This is a genomic window from Porphyrobacter sp. AAP60 (assembly GCF_001296025.1).
Taxonomy (GTDB): domain Bacteria; phylum Pseudomonadota; class Alphaproteobacteria; order Sphingomonadales; family Sphingomonadaceae; genus Erythrobacter.
Genome location: NZ_LJHV01000003.1, coordinates 73,742 through 95,814 on the forward strand (window position 1 = coordinate 73,742; position 22,073 = coordinate 95,814).

Here is a 22,073-nt window from a genome sequence, read left to right on the forward strand (position 1 = left end):
CGTAATGACCATGAGCCTTTCCGATGTCCGCAGCCTCGCCGATGCGATCCGCGCCGAAATCGCCAAGGCGATTGTCGGGCAGGAAGCGATGGTGGATATGCTGCTGACCGCGCTTTTGAGCGAAGGGCACGTCCTGCTGGAAGGCCCGCCGGGAACCGCCAAGACCTTCCTCGCCAATGCCTTTGCCACCGCGCTGGGGCTGGATTTCGGGCGCATCCAGTTCACGCCCGATCTGCTGCCGGGCGATATTCTGGGGTCGAACCTGTTCAACTTCCAGACCAGCCAGTTCACCCTTACCCGCGGGCCGATCTTCTGCGATCTGTTGCTGGCGGACGAAATCAATCGCACCCCGCCCAAGACGCAGGCCGCCTTGCTCGAAGCGATGCAGGAACGCCGCGTGACACTGGACGGGGAGACGCATCGTCTGCCCGAACGCTTCATGGTGGTCGCCACCCAGAACCCGATCGAGAATCAGGGCGTCTACCCCCTGCCCGAAGCCCAGCTTGACCGGTTCCTGTTCAAGCTTCTGGTGCCTTACCCTGCCGAGGAAGAAGAGGCGCGGATCGTCACCACCTACGGCCAGCGATCCGGCCCGCAGCGTCCAGCGGATCTGGGCGTCAGCGCGGTGACCAACGCCGCAGGCCTGATCGCAGCCAGCGGCGCGCTGTCACAAGTCACCGTGGCCGAAGAAATCACCCGCTATGTCGTAAGACTGATCCGCGCCACCCGCGACCACAGCGAACTGATCGTCGGCGCATCCCCGCGCGCCGCCGTGCTGCTGGCAGGGGCCGCCCGCGCCCGCGCCGCGCTGGAAGGCCGCGCCTATGCGATCCCTGATGACGTCAAGGCGCTGGCCGTGCCGGTATTGCGCCACCGCCTGACGCTTTCGCCCGCCGCCGAGATCGAGGGGCGCGACATGGAAGCACTGGTCGCCGAACTGGTCGAAGCGACCGAGGCACCGCGGTGACGTGATCCGTGTCCTGCGCCTTGTCCTCAATATCTTGCTGCTGCCACTGCGGCCGCTGCTGATCGTCGCGCCGACCGAGCGGGCAGCGTGGCTGGTTGCGGGACTCGCTCCGGTCGCTTTGGTGATCGCGGCGACCGCGCCAGGTGCTTGGGTCATCGCACCGTTGCTGGCAGGCGTGCTGCTGGTGCTGATCACGGCCGATGCCCTGTTTTCGGGCAAAAACGCCGGATGGGATATCAGTGCGCCGCCCGATGTCGAAGTGGGCCAGCCTGCCAGCCTTGCTGTGACCGCGCGCTTTGCCAGTGGACGGCAGCGCAAAGTTGCCGCCGCAATCGCCTGCGATGCGCGCCTTGCTCCCGGCGGGCGCATCACGGTCGATCTTGCGCCCCGGCCGGACGAGGCCGACTGGCGCGGCACGACAATGCTTACCGCTGACCGGCGCGGCACCGCCGATGTGCCCCGTGCATGGTTGCGTTGGGAGGGGCCGCTGGGCCTGGGGGCGCGGCAGGTCAGCTATCCGCTTGAACAAGCCGTGCGGATATGGCCCGATCTGTCGCCGGTGCGCTCACCCGATTTGCAGACCTTCCTGCGCAACGCCCAGCTGGGCCTGATCGCCCGGCGCATCCGCGGCGAAGGCACCCAGTTCGAGGCGCTGTCCGAATACGAACCCGGCATGGACCGCCGCCGCATCGACTGGAAAGCCAGCGCCCGCCACTCGCGCCTTTACGCCCGCGAGAACGAGAGCGAACGCAACAACCAGATCGTGTTCGCCTTCGATTGCGGGCAGGCGATGTGCGAGCCGGTGGATGGCCTGCCCCGTATCGACCGGGCAGTGACCGCCGCACTGACCTGCGCCTATGTCGTGCTGAAGGGCGGGGATAAGTGCGCGCTGTTCGGCTTTGCCCAACGCCCGCAGATCATGACCCCCTTCATCGGTGATGCCCGCGCGTTCCACCGCTTGCAAAGCGCAGCGGCAGGGCTCGATTACACCGCGGCAGAGCCCAATTTCACCCTTGCGCTGGCCACGCTGACATCCAAGCTGAAGCGCCGTTCGCTGGTGGTGCTGTTTTCCGATTTCACCGATCCCACCAGTGCCGAACTGATGGTCGAAAGCCTCGGCCGGCTGGTGGGCAAGCATCTGGTGCTGTTCGTCACGATTACCGATAGCGAAATCGAACAGACCATCGCCGCGCCGCCCGGCGATATCGCCACCCTTGCCCGATCGGTCACCGCCGATACGCTGTCGCAGCAGCGCAAGCTGGTGCTGACCCGGCTGCGCCGCATGGGAATCGACGTGATCGAAGCGCCGTGGGAAACCATCGGCCCGCGCCTGATCGACCGCTATTTCGCGATTCGCGCCAGCGAGGCCATAGGATGAAGGCGCCCGTCATCTCGTCATGGTTCGGGCGCGGTTCTGTTGTCGCGCCGCCGGATATCGAAAGCGCCGCGCTGCGTTCTGACCGGTTCCGGCTGGAACGTGAAGGCGAATGGCGGAAGCTGGAAGAGATCGTCAAGCGGATGGAAAGCGGCGGGCTGCGCCGCATCGCGGACGATGATCTGCTGGCGCTGCCGACACTTTACCGCACAGCGGCATCCAGCCTTGCCGTCGCGCGCGAAACCTCGCTTGACGCCTCGACCCTCGCCTATCTTGAAGGGCTGGTGCAGCGTGCGTGGTTCCAGGTCTATGGCCCGCGCCAGGGCTTTGCCCGCTGGCTGCGCGATTTCCTGCTGGGCGGATGGAGCCGGGCGGTGCGCGAGATATGGCTCGACATTTGCATCGCCTTGTTCGTGATGGTGGCAGGCGCGATCGTAGGCTGGCTGCTCGTCGCCCAGAACGAGGAATGGTATTACCGCCTCGTCCCCGGCGGACTGGCCGATACCCGCGTACCGGGTGCCAGCCGGGAGGAATTGCTGGCGACCCTCGCTACGGAAGAAAGCGCAGCCGGGCTTTCCACCTTCGCCGCGCAGCTGTTCAGCAACAACTCCGCTGTCTGCATCCTCGCCTTTGCACTCGGTTTTGCCTTCGGCATCCCGTCACTGATGCTGATGGTGCACAACATGGCGCTGCTGGGGGCCTTGCTGTGGCTGTTCGACGGGCAGGGCTTGCTGGTGGAAATTTCCGCCTGGTTGAGCGTGCACGGCACCACCGAGATTTTCGGCATTCTGCTGTCAGGCGCGGCAGGCCTGCATATCGGGCGGGCCATGGCCTTCCCCGGCACGCGGCCAGTACTGGATGCCGCAGCCGAGGCCGGGCGGCGCGGCGCAGTGGTGATGGTGGGCGTGGTGATCATGATGATCGTCGCCGCCTTCCTCGAAGCCTTTCCGCGCCAGTTGGTGGAGGGCAGCGCCAACCGCTTCATGATCGGCGGCGCGATGCTGTTGTTCTGGCTGACGTACTTCTTCCTCTACCGCCCCAAACGCAGCCCCGGGGCTGAGGGATGAGCGCCGCTGCCGCCACTAACCCGGAAGAAAAACGCGCCCGCACGCTGGTGACGCCTGAAGGCATCGCGCTGCCGATGACCATCGCATCGCGCGGCAGCAGGGCCGGCGCCTTGATGCTGGATGTGATGATCATCGTGTTCGGGCTGCTGGCCTTTTACCTGATCCTGCTTTGGATAGCAGGCGGACTGCTTACCGGCACAGGGCTTGACCCGGCCGCCGCGCCGCAGGGCGCGCAGGAATTCATGCAGATCATCCTGGTGCTGATCGGGTTCTTCACCTGGTACGGCTATTTTCTGGTGCAGGAACTGGGGCCGCGCGGTGCCACCTTGGGCAAACGCATCACCGGTATCCGCGTGGCGGCACGCGGCGGCAGCAGGCTGACCCCCGAAGCCGTGATCGCCCGCAACCTGCTGCGCGATATCGAGATTTTCTATCCGCTGCTGACATTGCTGATCCTTGCCCTTACGAGCGCCGATACCAACGAGGAAATCGGCCCGCTGGGCTGGGTAATGACCGGCTGGTTTGCGCTGTTCCTGCTGTTCCCGTTCTTCAACCGCGATGCCTTGCGCGCAGGCGACATCATTGCGGGCACATGGGTGGTCGAACGGCCCCGCACCAAACTTGCGGACGCACTCAGCACGCAGGGCGCCGCCGCCCGCCGCACCAGCGATCTGACAGGGGTGCGTTACGAATTCGGCGAGGCTGAACTGGCGGTTTACGGCGAAAAGGAGCTGCAAACGCTGGAACGGATGCTGCGTGAAGCCCGGCCCGATGCGCTCACCGCTGTCCATGCCACGATCTGCCGTAAAATCGGCTGGGAGCCCGGCGCAGGCGACGAGCGGGCGTTCCTCGAAGCCTTCTATGCGCAATTGCGGGCAAAGCTCGAAGGCGAGATGCGGTTCGGTAAACGGAAAGCGGACAAATTCTCATGATGATCGACAGGCGTTTCTTCATCGGCGGAACGTTGGCCTTGGGGGCCAGCGCCTGCATCCCTCCCGATCAAAGCCCGGTTGGCCGGTTGGCGGCAGAATTGCGCCTGATCGAAGCGGCCGGGAACGGCACTTTGGGCGTCGAGATTTACGATACAGCCAGCGGCATGGCGGTCGGCATCAACCGCGATCGGCGGTTCGGCCATGCCTCGTCCTTCAAGCTCTCGCTCGCCGCACTGCTGCTTCAGCGCCACGCGGCGGGGGCGATCAATGCCGATAAGCAGGTCATGTGGACCGAAGCCGATATGATCGCTCACGCGCCGTTTACCCGCGAGCGGATCGGCAGCGGCGCGAGTTTGCGCGAATTGGCGCGGGCAACGCAGATCACATCGGACAACCCGGCAGCCAATATCCTGCTCAAGGAACTGGGCGGCCCGGCGGCGCTGACCGCGTTCTGGCGCAGCATCGGTGATGAGGCCAGCCGGTTGGATCGGTACGAGCCGGAGATGAACCTCGTGCCCACAGCCGAATTCCGCGACACCACCACGCCCGCCGCGATGGCGCGCACCGTGGCCAAACTCATCTACGGCGATGTGCTGCCCGAAGCCGAGCGTGCGGAATTAAAGGGCTGGATGATAGCCACCGAAACCGGATTGCGCCGCGTGCGCGCCGGTCTACCCGAAGGCTGGGTTGCGGGCGACAAGACCGGCACCAGCGGTCTGATCGGCGGCACCGAATACAACTATATCGACATCGGTTTTGCCGAGGGGCCGAAGGGCCAACCCCCGTTGACCTTCGCGTGCTATTTCCGTGCGCGGCAGACCGAGGCCTCGATGCAGCCCATCGGCGAACTCACATTGTCGCGGGTGGGCAAGGTGATCAAGGAATTCGCAGAGCCGGAGAAAGGCCTCCCGCTGGTGGGCAAGCTTTATTGAGGCGCCACCAAACCCGTTCGTGTCGAGCGTAATCGAGACACCTTCGCCAGAGCCTCTCGACTACGCTCGAGGCGAACGGAGATTTTTCAATGATCCGGCGTAGCCGAAGCCTGATCCTCACCACCGAAGATCGCCACTTCACGCACGCCTTCGCTTGTGGCCCGGCCGCGATACATGCCGCTGGTGTTGAAGCTGAAGATTGCATGACCTTCGGGCGTCACGAGGATCACCCCGCCATCGCCGCCGAGTGAGGCAACGTCATCCATCACGTCGTCAGCAGCATCTTGCGCGGATTGTGAAGGCAGATTGATCGACCTCACATGAGTGTATGTAATATTGCCGGGATTGGCCTCATTTACTGCTCGCGACGCCTCCCATTCAATCGCCCCACGCTTTTCTTCGCGCTCCATTCGCAGCCGCGCGCAAATCTCATGCGCCACGCCGACGCGGAGGAAATACTCCCCCCAGCCCGTCGCTGACACCGCGCAGGCGCGGTTATCCGCATAGGTGCCCGCCCCGATCACCGGCGCATCACCCACGCGGCCCCAGCGCTTGCCGGTCATGCCGCCGGTCGACGTGCCCGCCGCCAGATTGCCGTTCTGGTCGAGCGCGACCGCGCCCACCGTGCCGAACTTGTGATCGACGTCCAACGCCGAAAGCGGTTCCGCCTTCATCCGCTCCAGCGCCTCGCGCCGGGCGGGTGTGGCGAAATATTCGGGCGGGGTGACGGCAAAGCCCTTTTCCGCCGCGAATGCCTCAGCGCCGGCGCCCATCAGCATCACGTGTTCGCTTTGCGTGCGCACGGTATCGGCGAGGAGGATCGGGTTCTTGACCGTCTTTACGCCCGCAACCGCGCCTGCCGAACGATCCCGCCCGTCCATGATCGAGGAATCAAGCTCGTTGGTGCCATCCCAGGTGAACACCGCACCCTTGCCTGCATTGAACAGGGCGGAATCCTCCATCGGGATGATCGCGGCCTTGATCGCATCCATCGCGCTGCCGCCCTCGGCCAACACCTTGGCCCCGGCATCGAGCGCGACCTGCAAGGCCGCCTCGTATTCCGCTTCTTTTTCCGGCGTCATCGCCTTGCGGCTGAGCGTGCCTGCCCCCCCCGTGAATCGCAATCGACCATTTGGGAGCTTCGGGCGGCGCTTCCTCGGCAAAGGCAGCAGCGGGCAACAGGGCGAGCGCGATCAGCGTGAGGACGTTTTTCATGGCCCGATGATGTAACGCGCCCCTGCACCTTTCGCCAGCTTAACAACGCAGGCCCGGCTCGCTACGGCGGCATCCATGATTCTGCGCCCTGCCACACTCGCCGATGCGCCCGCGCTTGCCCAACTTGGCAGCTCGAGCTTTTGCGCCACCTTTGAACATCTCTACCGGCCCGAGGATCTCTCCGCGTTTCTTGAACAGGTCTATTCCGAAAGCGCCGTCGCCGAAGAAATCGCAGGCCCGGAATGCATCCACCGCCTTGCCGATGAGGCGGGCGAGCTGATCGGCTATTGCAAAATGCGTCACCCCAGCTGGTATGTGGAGCATTCCGACGCCCGCAACCCGATCGCGCTGGGGCAGCTCTATACCGCACCCGGTCGCACCGGCGAAGGCATCGGCGCGGCGCTGATGGACTGGGCGCTGGACTATGCGCGCGCGCAGGGTTGCGATGCGATCCAGCTTTCGGTGTTTTCGGAGAATTTCGGCGCGCAGCGGTTTTATCAGCGCTATGGCTTTGGCAAGATCGCTGACATCACCTTTGAAGTGGGTCAGCACGTCGACCACGAATTCCTCTACGAATTACGGCTCTAAGCTGCGAGAAAATCGCTCAGCAGGCCGAACACATCCTTCGCCTCACGCGTCGGGGTGATCGCCATGAAGACGTGCGGCGCGGCCTCGTACTCATACAGTTTTGCATCCACCCCGGCAGCACGCAGCTTGCCCACAAACGTGCGCGAATCGACGATGAAGATGTCGTGCCGCCCGGTCCAGATGCGCGTCGGCGGCAGCGCGGCAAGTTCTTCTGCCGAGGCATAGAGCGGGCTGACTTCGGCGCTCGCCGGATCGCGTCCGCCCGCCACCATTTCCCCGCAGGCGCGCAGCGTGCCGATCTTGAGCATCAGGTCATGCGGCTCGACCGCCGCAATTTCGGGATCGGCCAGTGTCAGATCCAGCCAGGGCGCAAACAGCGCCAGTTTGCCCGGCATCGCCGCGCCTGCCTTGGCCAGTCGCAAGGCCAGCGCCAGCGCCATGTGCGCGCCCGCGGAATCGCCGTTGAGGATGATCTTGGCCGGATCGTGATGTTCGGCCAGCGTCGCAAAGGCCGCATCGGCGACCGCATCCTGCTCGGAATGCGGTGCCTCGGGCACAACCGGATAGAGCGGCACGGTGACGCTGATCCCGCAATGTTTCACCATCGCCCCCACCAGCGGCCAGTGCACCTTGAACATCGGCTGCACGAACCCGCCGCCATGGAAATAGAGCATATGCCACGTGGCCGGGCCGCTTTTGGGGTGGATTGTCACCACCGGATGCCCCGCTGCCTCCCAACCGCCGACCAGGAAATCGCGGGTGAAAGCGACCGGCGTCGGCGCATCTGCGGGCAGGGGCCGACCGGCCATGCGCTGATGGAACCCTTCTGCGGTATGCGGAAACACTGGCGTGGTGCGTGCCATCACCCATTTCACCAGCCGCAAGACAAGGCTGGGCGCGCTGCTGCGCAATTCGATCGCGGTGTCGGTCAGCATTGTGTCTCCCCTTGCCGCGCCAGACTGGCGAAGCGAAGCGCCAAGTCAAGCGCGCGCGAGTCATTGCTCCGTCACCCCTGCACGGCTATAGGCTGGCACATGTCTTCCATTCGGCCCTGGCGCACAATCGAACGGCGCAAATCGCGTCAGATCATGGTGGGGAATGTCCCCGTGGGCGGCGATGCGCCGATCACCGTGCAGACCATGACCAACACCCCGACAGAGGATGTCACCGCCACGCTCGACCAGATCCGGCGCTGCGAAGAAGTCGGCGCGGACATTATCCGTGTGTCCTGCCCGACTGAAGAATCGACCCGCGATTTCAAGAAGATCACCCGCGGCGCACGCATCCCGATCGTTGCCGACATCCACTTCCACTACAAGCGCGCACTCGAAGCGGCTGACGCCGGCGCGGCATGCCTGCGCATCAATCCCGGCAATATCGGATCGTCCCAGCGCGTTGCTGAAGTAGTGCGCGCCGCCAAGGCCAATGGCTGCGCGATCCGCATTGGCGTGAACGCGGGGTCCTTGGAAAAAGACCTGCTCGAAAAATATGGGGAGCCCTGCCCCGAAGCCCTGATCGAAAGCGCGCTGGATCACATCAAGCTGTTGCAGGATCACGATTTTCACGAGTACAAGGTGGCGGTAAAGGCGAGCGACGTCTTCCTCGCGGTCGCGGCCTATCATGGCCTTGCCGAAACGGTCGATTGCCCGCTGCACCTCGGCATTACCGAGGCGGGGGGACTGATCGGCGGCACGGTAAAATCCAGCATCGGTATGGGCAGTCTGCTGTGGGCGGGGATCGGTGACACGATCCGGGTGTCGCTGTCTGCCGAGCCGGAAGAAGAGATCAAGGTCGGCTACCACATGCTGAAAGCGCTGGGCCTGCGCACCCGCGGCGTGCGGGTGGTGTCTTGCCCCTCATGCTCGCGGCAGGGCTTCGACGTGATCCGCACGGTCGAGACGCTGGAAAAGCGGCTTGAACACATCAAGACCCCGATGAGCCTTTCAGTGCTCGGCTGCGTGGTCAACGGGCCGGGCGAAGCGCGCGAAACCGATATCGGCCTGACCGGCGGCGGCAATGGCAAGCACATGGTCTACCTTTCCGGCATGAAGGCCCACGCGATTGATGACGAGGCGATGCTCGATCACATCGTTCGGCTGGTCGAGGAAAAGGCCGCCGCCATCGAAGCGGGCGAGCAGGTCGCCTTCGATCCCCACGCTGCCCCGCAGCAAGCGGCAGAAGCCGCAGAGTGATCCGCGCAGCGATTGCCGCAAGTTTGGCGCTGGTGCTGGCCGCTTGCGCGACGACGCCGGTATCCCCTGCTTTAGCCACCCACCCGGAAGCGAAATCCTTCACCGTGACACCTGATGCCATGGCCGATGTCGATGCCGCGCTCGCCCGCGCGGCTGCCGATGACAAACGCGTGCTGCTGGTGATGGGCGCGAACTGGTGCCACGATAGCCGTGCGTTGGCCGGATGGCTGGAAACCCCGCGTTTTGCCGCATTGGTGGCCGAGCGGTACGAGTTGGTGTTCGTCAACGTCGGTCTGCCGCAGTCGGGTGACGGGCATAACCTTGATGTGGCGGAACGTTTCGGCCTCGAAGGCTTCCCCGGCACGCCTGCGCTACTGGTGCTGACGGCGGACGGAAATCTGGTCAACGCCGACACCGCGCAAAGCTGGCGCAACGCCGCCAGCCGCAGCGAAGACGCGATCTTCGCGGAGCTCACCGAACTGGCTGACGCTGCCATTACGCCATGATTGCTGCGCTGCTTCTGGCCCTTGCGCTGGCGATGGACGCCTTTGCGGTCGCGCTGACCCAGGGCGCGCGGTTCCGACCCGGACTTGACGGAGCCTTCGCCATCGCGCTGACCTTCGGGGTGTTTCAGGGCATCATGCCGCTGATCGGCTGGGGGATCGGGGCAATCGCTTTCGATTATATCGAAGCGATCGATCACTGGATCGCGTTCGGCCTGCTGACTTTCCTCGGCGTGCGGATGCTGATCGGCCATGTCGGCGAAGATGAAGCTGCCCGCGCCCTGACCGGCAAGGCATTGCTGGTGGCTGGGGTGGCGACCAGTGTCGATGCGCTGGCGGCCGGAATTACGCTGCCGACGCTTGAAGTGGCCGGGCTGACAGCTGCCGCTTTGATCGGCATCGTAACCTTCGTGTTGAGCGCCGCCGGGGTCAAACTGGGCCGGGTCGCGGGCGATCGCTACGGCGACTGGGCCGAACGGGCGGGCGGCGTGATCCTGATCGCACTGGGGTGCAAAATCCTCGCCGAGCATTCCGGATACCTCTGACCCGCGATGCTCCATGTTGTCCACCACGCCGATTACATGGCTCCGCGCCCGGAACGCGGGACGTTCCGTTTCGACAAATACTACCTCGTGATGGAAGAATTGCGGGCCAGCGGAGCGCCGATCACCGAACATGCGCCCAAGCCCATGCCGCGCGAATGGCTGGAAGCGGTGCATTGCCCCGATTATGTCGACGCTGTTTTCCGCGCCGAAGTCCCCCGCGACAAGGAACGCCGGATCGGCTTTCCGGTGACCCCCGCGATCACATCCCGCGTGCGCCACACCAATGGCGGCACCTGGCTCGCCGCACAGCTAGCCCGCACGCACGGATATGCCGCCAATTCCGCCGCCGGAAGCCACCATGCCCTGCATGATACCGGCGCGGGTTATTGCGTGTTCAACGATCTTGCCGTTACCGCCAATCGCCTGATTGCCGAAGGCGATGCGCGCCGCATTCTGATCGTCGATCTGGATGTGCATCAGGGCGATGGCACAGCCAGCCTGACTGCGGGCCGCGAGGAGATATTCACGCTCTCGCTCCATGCGGAAAAGAACTTCCCGGTCAGGAAAGCACGCTCCACCCTCGATGTCGGCCTTCCTGACGGTGTGGATGATGACGGCTACATGGAGGCTCTCTGCCGCCACTTGCCCCGAGTGCTGGCTGATTTCGCGCCTGATTTTGTGCTCTATCAGGCAGGCGTCGATCCGCACCGGGACGACAAGCTGGGGCGGCTCGCGCTGAGCGATGCGGGGCTGGAACTGCGTGACCGCTTTGTGGTCAACCAAGCGCGTCAGCGCGGCCTGGCTATCGCCTCGGCACTGGGCGGAGGCTATGGCGATGATGCGCGCGAGGTGGCAGCCCGCCATGCGCGTTCAATGCTGGCGATGGCCGATGAGAATGCGCAGGCACGCTCGGCCGATTGATGCTACGCCCTTGGCATCTTGCGGGGAACAGCAGCATGGCGGACATCACCACCGATTACCTGATTGTCGGCGCAGGCGCGGTGGGGCTGGCCTTTGCCGATACGCTGATCGATGAAGACCCCGATTGCCACATCACCATCGTTGATCGCCATGCACGGCCCGGCGGGCATTGGAATGACGCCTATTCCTTCGTCGCCCTGCACCAGCCGAGCGCAACCTACGGCGTGAATTCGCTCGAACTGTGCACCGACCGGGTCGATACCGAAGGCCACAATGCCGGGATGTACCCGCTCGCCCGCCATGCCGAAATCCTTGCCTATTATGACAAGCTGATGCGCGACCGGCTGCTGCCGAGCGGACGGGTCACCTACCTGCCGCTGACAGATTATCGCGGGCGGACAGATGACGTGCATGCCTTGCGCGGTATCCTTTCTAGGGCCGAGCAGACTGTTGCCGTGCGGCGCAAGCTGGTTGATGCGACGTGGTTCCAGACCTCGGTTCCTGCAACGCACACGCCCGCCTTCGCCGCCATGCCGGGCACGCGCCGAGCGGTTCCGGGCGATCTGCCGGGCCTGTGGCTCGAAGCGGCCAATCCGCCGGCGCATTTCGTGATCCTTGGCGGCGGCAAGACTGCGATGGACACTGCCGTGTGGCTGATCGAAGCCGGTGTCGCGCCGGAACGGATCGAATGGGTGCGACCGCGCGACAGCTGGATGTTCAATCGCCGCAAGCTGCAACCGGCCCACGCCGCATTGGAGGAGCTGGTGGATTTCCAGCTCGCGCTGGTCGAAAGCGCCACGGCGGCAAGCAATGGCCGCGAACTGTGCCACCTGCTCGAACAGCGCGGCGTGATGCTGCGGATCGATCCGGCGGTCGAGCCGGCGATGTTCCACTTTGCGGTCATTTCCGAAGGCGAGGTGGCGCTGATGCAGCAGATCACCCGCGTCCACCGGAACGGCCGCGTCACCGCGATCGAGCCTGAGGCGATGCTGTTCGGCGATGTGCGGGTCGCCGTGCCGCCGAACACGCTGTTCATCGATTGCACCGCCACCGCCGTGCCGTTCAACACGCGCGGCCAGACACGTCCGTTCTTCGATGGCGATACCATCACGCTGCAACTGGTGCAGACCCCGTTCGTACCTTACAGCGCTGCACTGGCGGCGTTCCTCGAAGTCAATTTTAAGACCGACGAGGACCGCAATCCGCTGTGCACGCCCGCACCGCTGACCGATTGCCCCGATACCTATCCCTATGCGGTGATGGCCAATCTGCTGTCGGGCGCGATGTTGTCCGCCAATCCCAAGACCGAAAGCTTCAATGCGCGCAGCCGCCTTCACCCCACCGGCCCGGAAATCGCCCGGTTGAAGGCGACACGCAGCCCGCGCCTTGCAGCATTGGCACCCGTGGCAGAGGCAATTAGGGCCAATCTGCCCGGCGTCATCAAACTGGGCATGGCGGCAAAGGCGTTGCACGAGGCCGGTATGAATTCGGCCGGAAATCGGGCATGAAACGCTGCGTTAATGCGGCTGACGGCACAATCTTGGGCTTGGGAACCGGGACATTGCAATATAGGTTATGACAGGATGAAGCGGCGCGATCTTTTGAAGGGCTCTCTGGTGGCCGGGGCGGCATTGGCTTTGCCCTCACGCCTGTTCGCGTCCGTCGCGCCCGGCAGCCCGCGCGATCGCATCCTGTTCGATATCGCCAAGCGCGAACTGGCGCGGGCGGGCAGCGCCATCTGGAAGCACGATATTGTCGGCATTGCCGATTACGGCCTGCATTCGGCCAAGCCGCGGTTCCACTTCGTCAATCTCGATCGGGCCGAAGTGCAGTCGTACCATGTCAGCCACGGCACGGGGTCCGACCCGCAGCACGATGGCTGGCTCAAGCAGTTCAGTAACACCGAAGGTTCCAACGCGACCAGTCGCGGGGCTTACGTGACGTGGGAATGGTACAAGGGCCGCTATGGCACTTCGGTGCGGCTGGGCGGGCTGGACGAAACCAACAACGCCGCGCTGCAACGCTATATCGTGATGCACCGCGCCGATTATGCCGAGCCGTCGCATCTCGAACGCTGGGGCCGTCTGGGCCGTTCGAACGGCTGCTTTGCCATGGGGGAGGAACAGTTCCGCATCGCGCTGATGCACCTTTCCGGCGGGCGCTTGCTATTCGCGGATTCGCTGGGTCTGGAAGAAGATGGCAGCATCCAGCCGGTGCCCGAACTGGCGATGATCGAACGCACACCGCTTGACCTCGGACAGCGTCCCGTCAGCAGCGCGTATTGAGGCGCTTCACCCGCCCCTAGCTATCCTGCAAATCATCCTCGATCACGATCACCTCGTCGGTCGGCAGGATGCTGCGGTTGCGCACCCGCGGCTTTTCGAGGCTGGCGAGCACCGGCGCGTCGCGGTTGTAGATGTCCTTGAAGGTCGCCATTTCGCCGTTGATATCGGAGGCCATCGTGAAATAGGTGATATAGGCAGGCCACTGCTTTTCCAGCATGACCTTCTTGTATTTCCCCGAGGTGGAGATTGCGACCGCTTCATCCTTGGTCGCGCCCTTGCCCAGAATCGCCATTGTCATCGCCAGTTCCAGCGCGCGTTCGGTGCGGATGCAACCGTGGCTTAGCGCCCGCGATTCGTTGGCAAACAGGTGACGCGAAGGCGTGTCGTGGAAGAAGATCGCGTGCGGGTTGGGCATTTCCAGCTTCATCAGGCCCAGCGAATTGCCCGGCCCCGGCTGCTGCACCACGCTGATATAGCCATTGGCACCCTTGGTCCCGACATAGCCGTTACGCTTGGCCCATGCGGGGTTGGCAAGCACCTTGGCCCCCAGCCCTTCGCCCTTGACGATGGACTGCGGCACCGTCCAGGTCGGGTTGAACACCACGCCCTGCACCATTTCCGCCAGCTGCGGCGTCGCGGTGCGCCCCGGCTTGCCGACGACTGTGCGATAGGTCTTGATGATCTGGTCCTTGACCGTCAGCCGCAGCTGGAATTCCGGCACGTTGGTGATCAGATATTGCTGCCCCAGATCGCGTGCCAGCCAGCGCCAGCGGTCCATATTGGCGCGGATCAGCTTGCGCTTTGCAGCTTCGCTTTCAGGCGTCTTGATCAGTGCTGCGCGCAGGCGGGCGTAATCGGGGTGGGTCGGATTGAGCTTCTCCAGTGCAGCTGCAATGTCACCGGTTGCCAGCGCTTCAGCGAGAATATCGCCAGTGCGATAGGTTTCGCGATCGGGATCGACCACGAACCACTGTTCGCGCGCCTCCATCGGGGTGCGCCCGTCGCGCAGATCCTCAACCAGCCACACGAAGCTTTGCGAAGCGAGCTGGTTCAATTCGTCCGACGGGCCAGAAGCCAGCGCCACCTTAAGCGGTTCGAGATCGTAATCGGCCGGATCAAGCCCTTCTGCCCCGATGCCTTCGATCACGCCCACCAGTTTGGCCGCTTGCGCGACGGTCCACGGCTGCACGAGCGGCGCTGGTGCCTCCATTCCGGCCTGCACCACGGGTTCCGACACGGTCTGCGGGAAGGCCTGATCGAATGATTCTGCAGGCTTGGGCGTTGCGGGCGGAAGCTGCGCAGGCTGCGGGCCGCCCTGCTGCTGGCTGCGGCCAAGCATCTGCGAGCCTGCCGCAGCACCATCCTGCGCCAGCGCCGCTGTCGCCACCAGCGCTGCAATGGCCGCGCCGCCTGCGAGTTTGCCCGAAAACCTGATCATTTCTAACGCCTTTTCCTGCCCCGTATAGCCGCCGGTCGCGGCAGCAATCGATATTTTGCAACCTTACTCCGGTCTGGCGCCCCCTATCAACCACCTTCGCTTTCAGGCGGATGAATGTGCACAGCCGCGGCGCTGATGCATCACCGCCACGTGACCTTCGCCGCCAGCGCGATTAAACAGTGCGGGCCATGCCGCTGCGCGACCACCCCTTGCTGCCTTTCATTGCCGCCTTGGCTGGCGTGGGGTTCCTGTCGCTGATGGATGCCTTCATGAAAGAAGCGGCGTTGATGATCGGCGCCTATACCGCAACGGTGCTGCGCGCATTCATCGGAGCGGCGCTGATTGCGCCCGTCTGGCTTTCGCGCGGGCCGACCATGCCTTCGCGCGCGGTGTGGAAGCTGCATCTGGAACGCGGGATCGTGTCCGCCTTCATGGCGCTATCCTTTTTCTTCGCGCTCACCCGCCTGCCGCTGGCCGAAGCGATTGCGCTGAGCTTCATTGCGCCCCTGATTGCGCTTTATCTTGCGCATGTCTTGCTGGGCGAGGTGATCAGCCGTGCGGCGATTTCCGCCAGCCTGCTCGGCTTTGCTGGCACGTTGGTGATCGTCGGCGGGCGGATCGGGCAAGGCGAGTTTGATGAAGGCGCGGCGCTGGGCGTGGCCTCGCTGTTCGTCTCGGCATTGCTCTATGCCTATAATTTCATCGTCATTCGCAAACAGGCGCAGTTGGCCGGGCCATTGGAGATAGCGACCTTCCACAGCGGGATCGGCGGGCTGGTGCTGCTGACCCTTGCACCCTTCGCGTGGGAGACGCCAGACACCGGGGCGATGATCCCGCTGCTGGCGGCAGGCGCGCTGACGGTTGCCGGGTCGCTCGCCATCGCCTGGGCGTATGCCCGCGCCGAAGCGCAGGCGCTGGTGCCGACCGAATATTCCGGCTTTGTGTGGGCCAGTGCGTTCGGCTGGCTGTTCTTCCGCGAGGGCGTGACCTGGCCGACATTGGCTGGAACCGCGCTGATCGTGGCAGGATGCTGGATGGCGACCCGCAGGGCCCCGGTAGAGGCCAGCGAAGCCGTAACGTAAGACCTTCTGCCGAGGCACTGCGGCCTTTGGCCCCCTTGACCTTGCGCGCCTGAAAGCGCAGTGGCTGCGGCGAAACCGCGCCCTTGGTGGATCGGGGCGGGTAATCTAAAATAGGATGGAACCCCTCCAATGACCGCAATCGGCCAGGACACGCTCGCTACCCGCCAGACCCTCAACGTAGGCGACAAGCAATACGCCTATTATTCGCTCGCGAAGGCTGCCGAGCACTTGGGCGATGTGTCGCGCCTGCCGATTTCGATGAAGGTGCTGCTGGAAAACCTGCTGCGCTTCGAAGACGGCGGCTTCACCGTCGGGCGTGAACACATCCAGGCGATTGTCGACTGGCAGAACAACCCCGCCACCGGCAATGAAATCCAGTACCGCCCCGCGCGCGTGCTGTTGCAGGATTTCACCGGCGTGCCCTGCGTGGTGGATCTGGCTGCGATGCGCGATGCGATCAAGAAACTGGGCGGTGACACCGCCAAGATCAATCCGCTGGTGCCGGTCAATCTCGTGATCGACCACTCGGTCATGGTCGACGAATTCGGCCATCCCAAGGCGATGGAAGCCAATATGGCTTTGGAATACGAGCGTAATGCCGAGCGTTACGACTTCCTGAAGTGGGGCAGCAAAAGCTTCCAGAACTTCACCGCCGTGCCTCCCGGCACCGGCATCTGCCACCAGGTGAACCTTGAACATCTGGCGCAGGCCGTGTGGTCCAGCGAAGGCCCGGACGGCGTGATGGTCGCTTATCCCGACACCTGCGTGGGCACGGACAGCCACACCACCATGATCAACGGTCTGGGCGTGCTGGGCTGGGGCGTCGGCGGGATCGAGGCCGAGGCCGCGATGCTCGGCCAGCCCGTTTCGATGCTGATTCCCGAAGTGGTCGGCTTCCATCTCGAAGGTGCGATGGCCGAGGGCGTAACCGCGACCGATCTGGTGCTGACCTGCGTGCAGATGCTCCGCAACGTCGGCGTCGTCGGCCGCTTCGTCGAGTTCTACGGCCCTGGCGTCGCCAACCTCACGCTGGCTGACCGCGCGACCATCGCCAACATGGCGCCTGAATATGGCGCGACCTGCGGCTTCTTCGGGATCGACGACAAGACAACCGAATATATGCGTCTGACCGGCCGCAGCGAAGAAAACATCGCGCTGGTTGAAGCCTATGCCAAGGCGCAGGGCATGTGGTTTGACCCGGCCAACGTGCCGGTGTTCACCAAGACGCTGAGCCTCGACATGGCCACCGTCGTCCCCAGCCTTGCCGGGCCGAAGCGCCCGCAGGACAAGGTGATCCTGCAAGAGGTGGACGATCTGTTCAACGGCGACCTCAGCAAGGTTTACGGCAAATCCGGCCCCGCCCGCGTTGCGGTTGAAGGCAAGAGCCACGACATCGGCGATGGCGACGTGGTGATTGCCGCGATTACTTCCTGCACCAACACTTCAAACCCCGATGTGCTGATTGCTGCCGGACTGGTGGCGAAGAAGGCCAACGAAAAGGGCCTGAAGCCCAAGCCGTGGGTCAAGACCTCGCTCGCCCCCGGTTCGCAGGTGGTCACTGATTATCTGGTGAAGTCGGGCCTGCAGGCGCACCTCGACGCGGTCGGGTTCGATCTGGTCGGCTATGGCTGCACTACCTGCATCGGCAATTCCGGCCCGCTGGCCGCCCCGATCAGCGCCGCGATCAACGGTAATGACATCGTTGCGGCATCCGTCCTTTCGGGCAACCGCAACTTCGAAGGGCGCGTCAGCCCCGATGTGCGCGCCAACTTCCTCGCCTCGCCGCCGCTGGTGGTGGCTTACGCGCTGAAGGGCACCGTCACCGAGGACATCACCACCACCCCGATCGGTCAGGATCAGGACGGCAACGACGTGATGCTCGCCGATCTGTGGCCCACCAACGCGGAAATCGCCGAGAACCGCGCCGCCAATATCGACCGTTCGATGTTCGTCAGCCGCTACGCCAACGTCTATGACGGTGACGAGCACTGGCAGGCGATCACGGTCGAACCGTCGGACACTTACCAGTGGCGCGCAGGCAGCACCTATGTCGCCAACCCGCCCTATTTCGAGGGCATGACCATGACCCCGGCGCCGATCATGGACATCGTGGATGCCAAGCCGCTCGCGATTCTGGGCGATTCGGTCACCACCGACCACATCAGCCCCGCCGGTTCGATCAAGGAAGACAGCCCGGCAGGCAGCTTCCTCAAGCAGAACCAGGTCGCGAAGAAGGACTTCAACTCCTACGGCTCGCGCCGCGGCAACCATGATGTGATGATGCGCGGCACCTTCGCCAACATCCGCATCAAGAATGAAATGGTGCCCGGCGTCGAAGGTGGTTTCTCCACCTACAACGGCGAGACCATGCCGATCTATGACGCTGCCATGCGCCACAAGGACGATGGTACCCCGCTGGTTGTCATCGGCGGCAAGGAATATGGGACCGGCTCGTCGCGCGACTGGGCGGCCAAGGGCACGATCCTGCTGGGTGTGCGGATGGTGATCGTCGAAAGCTTTGAACGTATCCACCGTTCGAACCTGGTCGGCATGGGCGTGCTGCCCCTGCAGTTCAAGGAAGGTGACACCCGCGAAAGCCTGGGCCTTTCGGCAGACGACACCTTCTCGATCCGCGGCCTCGCCGATCTGACGCCCGGTCAGGACATCGCTGTGGAAGTCACCCGCGCCGATGGTACGGGCTTCACCTTCACCGCCTTGTGCCGGATCGATACCGCCAACGAGATGGAATATTACCGCCACGGCGGAATTCTCCATTACGTTCTGCGCAAATTGGCGGCATAACAGGCGCATGATCGCACCCCGCTCCACCCTGCTCGCTGCCACCGCCATGCTGGCGCTGGCGGCCTGCGGGGGCGAGCAGGACGGCAACAGCAAAGGTGCGCCATCCGCGCCGTTCGGGTTCGAACTGGCGATGGCAGCCACGCCTGCGGCCGATGATAGCGGGGCCGATAGCGCTGCCCCGGTCGTGCCCGTGATGATCGATCTGACGGCAGATGAACTTGCAGCAAGGCTGAAAGCGGGCAATATCCGCCTGATCGACGTGCGCACCGATGCCGAAGTGGCCGAAGGGATGATCCCCGGTGCGGAACACATCGCACTCGATCGTTTCGATCCGGCCCGCCTTGATCTGTCAGACGGGCGCGAAGTGGTGCTTTACTGCCGGTCGGGTCGCCGTTCGGCCATGGCGGGTGAGTTGCTGGCCGGTGTTACCGGAAAACCAGTGGAGCACCTCGCAGGAGGGATCACCGCTTGGGAGGAAGCGGGCCAACCGCTCGCACCGCGCTAAATCCCGGTCTTGCTTCTGAAACGAAAAGGGCGGCCCCCGCTGGGCCGCCCTTTTCGTTTGTGCGCAGGGCGCGAAGGCTCAGCCTACATCGCTGAACTTGCGGCGGCCGAGGATCGCTGCGGCGGCAAGGCCGAACAGGATCATCATAGGCGGCGCGGGAACATCGTGTCCGCCGGTGCTGCCGCTGGTGCTGCTCGACGATGACGATGAACTGCTGGACGAAGACGACGACGAGGACGACGAGGACGAGGACGACGATCCGCTGCTGCCGGAAGAGCTGCTGCCAGTGGAGCCGGACGAGCTGCTGCTGCCCGACGAGCTGCTGCTGCTGGAACCGCTGCTGCCTGAAGATCCGCTGCTGCCCGAAGAACCGCTGCTGCCGGAAGAGCCCGAAGAACCGCTCGACGACCCGCTGCTGCTGGACGAGGACGAGGATGACGAGGAAGAGCTGCTGCTGGTGCTGCTGGTCAGATCGCCCGAGCTACCGCCGCTGGTCGCTCCGCCCGAAGACGAAGAGCTGGACGAGCTCGAGCTCGACGAGGACGAACCGCTGCTCGACGATCCGCCACCCGAACCGCCCGAGCTGCCGGGCTTGCCGCTTGACCCGCCACCGGGCTTGCCGCTTGAACCGCCGCCCGATGAGCTGGACGAAGACGACGAGGACGAGCTCGACGAAGACGAGGAGGATGACGAGGAAGAACTCGACACCGCGCCGGTCGAAGAACTGACATTGCCCGACGATGACGAAACACTGCCGGTCGAAGACGAGACTGCGCCGGTCGAACTCGACACCGCGCCAGTTGAGGATGAAACCGCGCCGGTGGAGCTGGAAACAGCACCTGTCGACGAACTGACATTGCCCGAAGACGAAACCGCACCGGTCGAAGACGAAACATCACCGGACGAAGAGACCGCACCCGTGCTCGAAGACACCTGGCCGGTCGAGGTCGAGGTGGAAACCTGACCGGTCGACGAGGAAATCGTGCCCGAGGACGAGGTGGTCGAAGTGGAATTGTCGATGTCGATATCGACAACCACGCCGCTCGATCCGTTGCTGGTGCCGCCGCCGGAGGTCGAAGTGGTGGTCGAAACAGATACATCGCCCGAAGACGAGCCGCCGCCGCCGAAGAAGCCGCCGAAGAAGCCGCCCCCAAATCCGCCGCCGAAACCACCCAGTCCGCCGCCGAATCCGCCAAAACCGCCGGCGGGGCCGCCGCCACCCGAAATCGGCGGGAGCGGGGGCAGAGGCGCGGGCATATAGGCGACCTGCGCGATCGGCGGGCATTCATTGGGATCGAAATAGGCCTGCACCGCGCCTGCGGGCATCGACGGCGCACCAACCACGCCTGCCGGGCCAACCGGCTGGCATTCGATCGTGCGCTCGACAATCCGGCGGCGGCGCTGTTCCGGCATCGGCAGGTCGCGGGTGCGCGTCTTGATGTAGCGCGCGCCGGTGACCGGATCGACAGCGATCATCTTGCTATCGATCTTGCTGCTGAAATCGGGCGCGTCGGTGTTCATCGGCTCGGCCATGCGCACTGCGCCGCCTTGCAACAATGCCACACCCGCTGCTGCAGCGGAGAGCTTCGCGATGGCCAGTTTGAGCGACATAGTCGGTAACCCTGTTATCTGTGGCAAGGTGCAGACAATCCGCACCGCCTCCAAATCCAGCGTTCTTTTGGTGTCATAAGGCGGGAAGGGGCAATCCGCTTAACCATGGCTTGCCGCAGCAAAGCGCCGGAATCGCCCCGGAATCGGGCAATTTCCCCTGCGCTGTCCCGAACTGGTACCGAAATCGGGCCTTCAGTTAGCTCTAATGTTAACCATCGTCGCCGAACAGCCCTGCTTGCGGCGGCGGCGAATCTCTGGGGGGTGCCATTTCCAGATGCGCCCAGCCATCATCATTCAGCACCCGTCCCCGCGCCGTGCGGGCGATCAGGCCTAGCTGGATGAGGTAGGGTTCGACCACTTCCTCCACCGTATCGCGCGGCTCGGCGAGGCCCGCCGCGAGGGTTTCAATGCCCACCGGCCCGCCCTTGTAGGTGGTGGCGATCATGGTGAGGTAGCGCCGGTCCATCGCATCCAGACCAAGCCGGTCGATCTCCAGCCGGGTCAGCGCTTCGTCCGCGACATGGCGGGTGACGGAGGCCGCGCCTGCGACATCGGCAAAGTCGCGCACCCGCCGCAGCAAGCGCCCTGCGACTCGCGGCGTGCCGCGTGAACGCCGAGCAATTTCATGCGCGCCATCGGGCGCAATCGCGAGGCCGAGCAGCCCGGCGGCGCGGGTGACAACCCGTTCCAGCTCATCATGGCTGTAGAAATTGAGGCGCACAGGAATGCCGAAACGGTCGCGCAGCGGCGTGGTCAGCAGGCCTTGACGGGTGGTCGCGCCGATCAGCGTGAAGGGCGGCAGGTCGATGCGGACAGAGCGCGCCGACGGCCCCTCGCCGATGATCAGATCGAGCGCGCGGTCTTCCATCGCGGGATAGAGCACTTCCTCCACCACGGGCGAGAGGCGGTGGATTTCGTCGATGAACAGCACGTCATGCGGTTCGAGATTGGTGAGCAGCGCGGCCAAGTCCCCTGCCTTGGCGATGACAGGGCCGCTAGTTGCGCGGAAGCCCACGCCCAGTTCGCCCGCGATTATCTGCGCCAGCGTGGTTTTGCCGAGGCCGGGCGGGCCGAAGAACAAGGTATGATCCATCGCCTCCGCGCGCGCGCGCG

The 22,073-nt window shown here is 64.2% G+C and carries 22 protein-coding genes; 18 read left to right on the forward strand and 4 right to left on the reverse strand.

Annotated features, from left to right (window positions below):
• Positions 1–4 precede the first annotated feature (4 nt).
• From IP79_RS04565 to bla, 5 genes are read left to right on the forward strand one after another with little or no spacing between them, the layout of a single operon-like run.
• Entirely contained in the window at positions 5–967 is a 963-nt protein-coding gene (locus IP79_RS04565; RefSeq protein ID WP_420705618.1) for an AAA family ATPase, read from the forward strand.
• Between the two features lie 4 nt (positions 968–971).
• On the forward strand, positions 972–2,345 hold the full coding sequence (locus IP79_RS04570; RefSeq protein WP_233994087.1) for a DUF58 domain-containing protein: 1,374 nt from the start codon (positions 972–974) through the stop codon (positions 2,343–2,345).
• A complete protein-coding gene (locus tag IP79_RS04575) occupies positions 2,342–3,409 on the forward strand; it encodes a stage II sporulation protein M (protein WP_054118091.1) in 1,068 nt (355 codons plus the stop codon). Before IP79_RS04570 ends, IP79_RS04575 begins: the two co-directional genes overlap by 4 nt.
• On the forward strand, positions 3,406–4,341 hold the full coding sequence (locus tag IP79_RS04580) for an RDD family protein (protein ID WP_054118092.1): 936 nt from the start codon (positions 3,406–3,408) through the stop codon (positions 4,339–4,341). The genes IP79_RS04575 and IP79_RS04580 overlap by 4 nt, the downstream gene beginning before the upstream one ends.
• On the forward strand, positions 4,338–5,273 hold the full coding sequence (bla, locus tag IP79_RS04585) for a class A beta-lactamase (protein ID WP_054118093.1): 936 nt from the start codon (positions 4,338–4,340) through the stop codon (positions 5,271–5,273). The genes IP79_RS04580 and bla overlap by 4 nt, the downstream gene beginning before the upstream one ends.
• Before the next feature lie 86 nt (positions 5,274–5,359).
• Here the strand turns inward: bla and IP79_RS04590 are convergent, their stop codons facing one another.
• Complete coding sequence (locus IP79_RS04590) at positions 5,360–6,397, reverse strand: isoaspartyl peptidase/L-asparaginase family protein (protein WP_324608170.1); 1,038 nt, start codon at positions 6,395–6,397, stop codon at positions 5,360–5,362.
• 166 nt (positions 6,398–6,563) lie between these two features.
• Between IP79_RS04590 and IP79_RS04595 the strand changes: the two genes are divergently transcribed.
• Complete coding sequence (locus IP79_RS04595; RefSeq protein WP_054118094.1) at positions 6,564–7,076, forward strand: GNAT family N-acetyltransferase; 513 nt, start codon at positions 6,564–6,566, stop codon at positions 7,074–7,076.
• Here the strand turns inward: IP79_RS04595 and IP79_RS04600 are convergent.
• On the reverse strand, positions 7,073–8,011 hold the full coding sequence (locus IP79_RS04600) for an alpha/beta hydrolase (RefSeq protein ID WP_054118095.1): 939 nt from the start codon (positions 8,009–8,011) through the stop codon (positions 7,073–7,075). The genes IP79_RS04595 and IP79_RS04600 overlap by 4 nt on opposite strands.
• Before the next feature lie 99 nt (positions 8,012–8,110).
• Between IP79_RS04600 and ispG the strand changes: the two genes are divergently transcribed.
• From ispG to IP79_RS04630, 6 genes are all read left to right on the forward strand, one after another.
• A complete protein-coding gene (gene ispG / locus IP79_RS04605) occupies positions 8,111–9,268 on the forward strand; it encodes a flavodoxin-dependent (E)-4-hydroxy-3-methylbut-2-enyl-diphosphate synthase (protein ID WP_054118096.1) in 1,158 nt (385 codons plus the stop codon).
• The gene (locus IP79_RS04610) at positions 9,265–9,774 is read left to right on the forward strand and encodes a thioredoxin family protein (protein ID WP_054118097.1); all 510 of its coding nucleotides are present in this window, start codon (positions 9,265–9,267) and stop codon (positions 9,772–9,774) included. Before ispG ends, IP79_RS04610 begins: the two co-directional genes overlap by 4 nt.
• On the forward strand, positions 9,771–10,316 hold the full coding sequence (locus IP79_RS04615) for a manganese efflux pump MntP family protein (RefSeq protein WP_054118098.1): 546 nt from the start codon (positions 9,771–9,773) through the stop codon (positions 10,314–10,316). Before IP79_RS04610 ends, IP79_RS04615 begins: the two co-directional genes overlap by 4 nt.
• A 6-nt stretch (positions 10,317–10,322) precedes the next feature.
• The gene (locus IP79_RS04620) at positions 10,323–11,237 is read left to right on the forward strand and encodes a histone deacetylase (RefSeq protein ID WP_054118099.1); all 915 of its coding nucleotides are present in this window, start codon (positions 10,323–10,325) and stop codon (positions 11,235–11,237) included.
• Between the two features lie 35 nt (positions 11,238–11,272).
• On the forward strand, positions 11,273–12,745 hold the full coding sequence (locus tag IP79_RS04625; protein WP_054118121.1) for an NAD(P)-binding protein: 1,473 nt from the start codon (positions 11,273–11,275) through the stop codon (positions 12,743–12,745).
• 75 nt (positions 12,746–12,820) lie between these two features.
• Entirely contained in the window at positions 12,821–13,522 is a 702-nt protein-coding gene (locus IP79_RS04630; RefSeq protein ID WP_054118100.1) for a murein L,D-transpeptidase catalytic domain-containing protein, read from the forward strand.
• 16 nt (positions 13,523–13,538) lie between these two features.
• On the opposite strand, the gene IP79_RS04635 is transcribed toward IP79_RS04630, so the two are convergent.
• Positions 13,539–14,960, reverse strand: a complete 1,422-nt coding sequence (locus IP79_RS04635; protein WP_054118101.1) for a L,D-transpeptidase family protein — start codon at positions 14,958–14,960, stop codon at positions 13,539–13,541.
• 188 nt (positions 14,961–15,148) lie between these two features.
• Between IP79_RS04635 and IP79_RS04640 the strand changes: the two genes are divergently transcribed.
• The 6 genes from IP79_RS04640 to IP79_RS04665 all read left to right on the forward strand — a co-directional run bounded on the left by IP79_RS04640 (position 15,149) and on the right by IP79_RS04665 (position 21,039).
• Positions 15,149–16,042, forward strand: a complete 894-nt coding sequence (locus IP79_RS04640; protein WP_054118102.1) for a DMT family transporter — start codon at positions 15,149–15,151, stop codon at positions 16,040–16,042.
• A gap of 129 nt (positions 16,043–16,171) precedes the next feature.
• Complete coding sequence (gene acnA / locus IP79_RS04645) at positions 16,172–18,844, forward strand: aconitate hydratase AcnA (RefSeq protein WP_054118103.1); 2,673 nt, start codon at positions 16,172–16,174, stop codon at positions 18,842–18,844.
• A 7-nt stretch (positions 18,845–18,851) separates the two neighbouring features.
• Positions 18,852–19,349, forward strand: coding sequence for a rhodanese-like domain-containing protein (locus tag IP79_RS04650; RefSeq protein ID WP_054118104.1), 498 nt, complete (start codon positions 18,852–18,854; stop codon positions 19,347–19,349).
• Positions 19,350–19,524: 175 nt separating this feature from the next.
• Positions 19,525–20,313 (forward strand): hypothetical protein, encoded by a 789-nt coding sequence (locus IP79_RS04655; RefSeq protein WP_054118105.1) that lies wholly within the window; start codon positions 19,525–19,527, stop codon positions 20,311–20,313.
• A gap of 18 nt (positions 20,314–20,331) precedes the next feature.
• Positions 20,332–20,610 carry a hypothetical protein gene (locus IP79_RS04660; protein WP_054118106.1) on the forward strand — a complete coding sequence of 93 codons (279 nt, stop codon included), beginning with the start codon at positions 20,332–20,334 and terminating at the stop codon, positions 20,608–20,610.
• 192 nt (positions 20,611–20,802) lie between these two features.
• On the forward strand, positions 20,803–21,039 hold the full coding sequence (locus tag IP79_RS04665; RefSeq protein ID WP_054118107.1) for a hypothetical protein: 237 nt from the start codon (positions 20,803–20,805) through the stop codon (positions 21,037–21,039).
• A gap of 129 nt (positions 21,040–21,168) precedes the next feature.
• Here the strand turns inward: IP79_RS04665 and ruvB are convergent.
• A partial coding sequence (gene ruvB, locus IP79_RS04670; protein ID WP_054118122.1) for a Holliday junction branch migration DNA helicase RuvB occupies positions 21,169–22,073 on the reverse strand: 905 nt, incomplete at its 5' end.